The 4,191-nt window shown below is 38.4% G+C and carries 6 protein-coding genes and 1 pseudogene; 1 reads left to right on the top strand and 6 read right to left on the bottom strand.

Translation table 11 applies throughout. The features are described from left to right. The 4 genes and pseudogenes from AB685_RS30690 to AB685_RS27450 form a co-directional block, all read right to left on the bottom strand. A pseudogene (locus tag AB685_RS30690) lies at window positions 1-86 on the bottom strand (elongation factor P); the annotation flags it as partial. A 90-nt stretch (window positions 87-176) separates the two neighbouring features. Beyond that, window positions 177-1,247, bottom strand: a complete 1,071-nt coding sequence (locus tag AB685_RS27460; protein WP_047973774.1) for a Xaa-Pro peptidase family protein — start codon at window positions 1,245-1,247, stop codon at window positions 177-179. A 1-nt stretch (window position 1,248) separates the two neighbouring features. After that, complete coding sequence (aroQ, locus tag AB685_RS27455; RefSeq protein WP_047973773.1) at window positions 1,249-1,683, bottom strand: type II 3-dehydroquinate dehydratase; 435 nt, start codon at window positions 1,681-1,683, stop codon at window positions 1,249-1,251. A gap of 113 nt (window positions 1,684-1,796) precedes the next feature. After that, window positions 1,797-2,315 (bottom strand): YqhR family membrane protein, encoded by a 519-nt coding sequence (locus AB685_RS27450; RefSeq protein WP_047973772.1) that lies wholly within the window; start codon window positions 2,313-2,315, stop codon window positions 1,797-1,799. 269 nt (window positions 2,316-2,584) lie between these two features. Here AB685_RS27450 and AB685_RS29955 point away from each other — a divergent pair, with 269 nt between their 5' ends. Next, window positions 2,585-2,998, top strand: a complete 414-nt coding sequence (locus AB685_RS29955) for an SA1362 family protein (RefSeq protein ID WP_053073975.1) — start codon at window positions 2,585-2,587, stop codon at window positions 2,996-2,998. 14 nt (window positions 2,999-3,012) lie between these two features. Here AB685_RS29955 and AB685_RS27440 read toward each other — a convergent pair whose 3' ends face one another. Together AB685_RS27440 and AB685_RS27435 are read right to left on the bottom strand one after the other, a co-directional pair. After that, window positions 3,013-3,909, bottom strand: coding sequence for a patatin-like phospholipase family protein (locus AB685_RS27440; protein WP_047973771.1), 897 nt, complete (start codon window positions 3,907-3,909; stop codon window positions 3,013-3,015). Between the two features lie 109 nt (window positions 3,910-4,018). Next, the coding region (locus AB685_RS27435; RefSeq protein ID WP_047973770.1) for an iron dependent repressor, metal binding and dimerization domain protein at window positions 4,019-4,191 on the bottom strand (173 nt) is incomplete at its 5' end.

The following is a 4,191-nucleotide window of genomic DNA, read 5'->3' as shown; positions in this document are numbered from 1 at the left end:
TTTACATGTTGGAAATCAATGACTTGCCAAATTCCATTGTCAACTTCAATTGTTAATCCTGTTTTAAAATCATTTACTGAAATCATAATTATCTTCCTCCATCTTTCCACCTTTTTCTAAAGTGGGCAATCACAATCTTTACTATACCATAGCCTAATCAAAGTTTCCTGTAGATTTTATCCCCCAACAGTTAAAAGTTCTTTTGTAGACTTAGTAAATGATTGATTTCCATTCTCTGTAATTAGTGTATCGTCCTCAATTCTTGTACCACCGACACCCGCAACGTAAATACCTGGCTCTACCGTAACAATCATTCCAGGTTCAAGGATCGTTTCTGATTTAACGGAAAGGGAAGGCCCTTCATGTACTTCCATTCCTAGACCATGACCCGTTGAGTGTCCAAAATACTCACCATACCCCTTATCTGTAATGTAATCACGAGTAAGAGCATCTGCTTGTTTCCCAGTTATACCAGGTTTTATTCCTTCCATACCACGTAACTGAGCTTCTAAAACGGTATGGTAAATTGTTTTTAATTCATCACTCACTTCACCTACAGCAAGTGTTCTTGTGATGTCTGAGCAGTATCCTTTATAATAAGCACCGAAATCTAGAGTAACGAGTTCTCCTTTATCAATGATTTTCTCACTTGCCACACCATGAGGGAGAGCAGAACGATAACCTGAAGCAACGATAATATCAAACGAAGAACTCACAGCGCCTTGTTTACGCATGAAGAATTCAAGCTCATTAGAAACTTCACGCTCTGATAGGCCTGGGCGGATAAATGTTGTAATATGTTGGAACGCAGCATCCSCAATTTCAGCCGCCTCTGAAATAAGTTTAATTTCAGCGGAATCTTTTATTAAGCGAAGTTTCTCAATTAATCCAGATACCGGAATAAGTGTAGCTGATTCAATGAATTTGCTATAGAGCTGATGTGCTTCGTATGTAAGTTGTGATTGTTCAAATCCTAATGTCTTAACCTTTAATAACTCTACTTGCTTAGCTACCTCTTCAAAAATAGGTCCTGAATGTTGAACAATATCGAATCCCTTTGCTTGTTCTCGAGCCTGTTCCATATAACGAAAGTCTGTAATGAAAACGGCTGCTGATTGTGTTACAATCGCGACTCCAGCCGTTCCAGTAAACGTTGTCATATACTGACGGTTGTGAGCACTCGTAATTAATAACCCATCTACTTCTGCATGTTTCAATTGCTCTCTTAACGCTTCAATTCGTTTCATATTATTCCTCTCCTTTTGCAAGCGCGGTTAAAGCTAGGATGTAACCATATAATCCCAACCCAACAATTTGACCTTTTGTCACAGGTGATACAACGGAATGGTGACGAAACGCCTCACGTTTGTGAACATTGGAGATATGAACTTCAATCACTGGTAAATCAACACTGGCAATTGCATCACGAATAGCATAGCTATAATGAGTAAAGGCACCTGGGTTGATAATAATACCATCTGCTTCATCAACCGAACGATGAATACAGTCAATTATTTCCCCTTCGTSATTTGACTGCATACAGCTTACTTCAACCTCTAAATCAATAGCTGTTTTTGTTAATAATGCTTCTAGGTCCCCTAACGTCTCATGACCATATACGGCTGGTTCCCTCTTACCTAAGCGATTTAAGTTCGGTCCATTAATCACAATAAAACGTTTCATACAAATCCCCTCACTTTTATGACACGATATACCCGCGTTTAGCTTACTTCTTATTAAGTGTAACATTTCCCAATGGATTTTAGGAAGAAGTCAGCAGGGTTTGTACAAAATATTTAGTCTTCTTTAGGATCTTCCTGATTGTCAGATAAACCATGATGTTGTTCCGCATATTCATACGAAACTGAATAGCCAATAAAGACACCATATAATACATAGAGACAAATAGAGGTTACGATCGTATTTGAATCTAAATTCTGAACTGATTTTAACCCAGGAAAGAATGGATTCAGCACATAAAAAACGAGTCCCCATAAAATCAAGCCGAAACCGAGACCCGCCCATACGCTCAGCACTTTTTGTAAAATAGCTTTATACAAAAATGCTACCCMAATTGATAAAATGGCAATAACTAGTACACCTAACCATTGTCCAAGATGGGTTTCTTTCCATCCTCCAAAAGCCCATGGCATAAATACGAGTGCCGGACCTACTCGAATAAAATTAAAGTAAAAGGCAAAATAACCAACTAACGACCAAATCAGTCCACCAAAAAATCCGATTAATACCACTTTAGTAGGAAAAGACATTTGTTGTTCTGCTTCATGTTGTTCTAGCTGTTCACGTTGTTCCATTCATAGCACCTCCATCCCTAGTATGTCCAGAGGAATAAACGCTTCATCCAAAAATATTAGTGAAGTTCCAAATCAGTCGAATGAATAGGTTTTTATTTGTGTAGAATGTAAGGGTGATGGATTTACAATAGAGGAATTAAGACAACTCGTGTAGAATAAAACATATAACGATTGTTTGAAAATCCTCCCTAAAGGGAAATGAATAGAAATTACATGCTATCGTTAGTTTCATCATGATCTTATTTACTTTTTCATGGAGGTGAGCTCGTATGCAACGTACTATGCAGATGATTGTTTTAGCTGTCGTTGCTTTAGCTGTTATTGGCCTGGGTTATCAAATGATTTACAATCCGATCGGGTTGTTAACGCGAGTCTTATTTATCGCCGGTTTTGTCGCCGTCATTTTCTTCTTGTATCGTCTTTATCTTGCTAAACGTTTTGGAACGAGTATTTGGCCGAAGCGTCAAGGACCAAGTCGCTCACAACTAAAAAAAGCAAAGCGTACCAGTACAGCTAGTAGACCTACATCTCCTAGAAATGCATCATTCTTCAGATCAACAAGTGGTACTGCAGTAAAGAAAAAATCTCCACTTCCTAAATCACCTATAAAAAAACGACCAGAACATAATTTTACTGTTATTGAAGGAAAAAAGAATAAGAAAAAGAATCGAGCTCTTTTTTAAAGCTCGATTCTTTTCTAATAGCGCCATCCTCGTAGGAATTGCTCAGTCTCTATGCGTCCAAGATTCACCAATTTTTCTTTTTCCTGTTCTGACATTTCAAAATCCGTTGCACTGACATCCATTACAGGTATAAAGACAATATTTTTAGCATGGTCTGCTGCAATATATCTCGTATCGTGTGCCTTTGTCATTGTGTCAAACAATGCTCTATATAATGCAATCGCATTTTTTATATCATTTGGTTGTACTTGATCAAGTGAAGGAGAGAGTTGAAACCCAATAACAGGTCGTCTCCACTTCTTTGTCTTACCGTCCATAAACAACCACATCGGAAAGTTGCTTAAGATCCCGCCATCCACTACATAGGAACGTGCTCCATTCTTTGTTCGATCGTAAATTTTTACAGGCTCGAAAAAAAATGGGATGCTACAACTCATTCTCACGGCCCTTGCCACAGAAAACTTTTCAGGTATTTGTCCATATAAGGGTAAGTCATCTGGCAGTACAATTAATCGATTCTGAGATAGATCTGATGCTATGATGCGAAGTGAGTCTTTCGGTAGATCCGCAAATGTTTTAATTCCCTTTTTTTGAAGAACACAACTTAGCCAAGCTTCAAGAGCATCCCCTTTATAAATGCCTAGCTTAAAATACATATGAATCCATTTTGCAACTGGAAAGGGTAACCAAGACATGCGCTCATCTTTGAATGCTTCGATATCTAATTCATTCAGTAATGAAAGGAGCTCCTTGCTTGTATATCCAGCTTTAATTAAGGCAGCCACGATAGAACCTGCACTTGTACCAGCTATTCGAGTGAATTCATACCCTCTTTCCTCCATTACATCTAGCGCACCTACGAACGCATAGGCTTTCACTCCACCACCTGCAAACACACCATCAATCTTCATGATGATCATCCCCCCACTACGTTACCTTATGTAGGAACCTGCTTGGTTCTTTCCAATAAAGTGAGTAAATTAATCTACATAAAAAAACAACCATAGCAAATGGCTATGGTCATTGTTCTTCCTCATTCTTTTTTTGTACTTCTCTCAATGCCGCAATTCTGCGCTCGTCTTCTTGAAAGAATTGTACCAGATCCCCAATTCGATCAATCGCATCCCAGCTGAGATGGTGTTCAATCCCTTCAACATCTTGATAAATATGTTCTGCTTCAACACCAATTAACT

This window comes from Bacillus sp. LL01, from assembly GCF_001037965.1.
The sequence above is the reverse complement of the archived record's forward strand: the minus strand, read 5'-3'. Positions and strand labels throughout refer to the sequence as shown.

Excerpts from the sequence above, each read along its gene's own strand:
- AB685_RS27440 (WP_047973771.1), bottom strand. The coding sequence starts at position 3,909 with ATGAAGATTGATGGTGTGTTTGCAGGTGGTGGAGTGAAAGCCTATGCG.
- AB685_RS29955 (WP_053073975.1), top strand. The coding sequence starts at position 2,585 with ATGCAACGTACTATGCAGATGATTGTTTTAGCTGTCGTTGCTTTAGCT.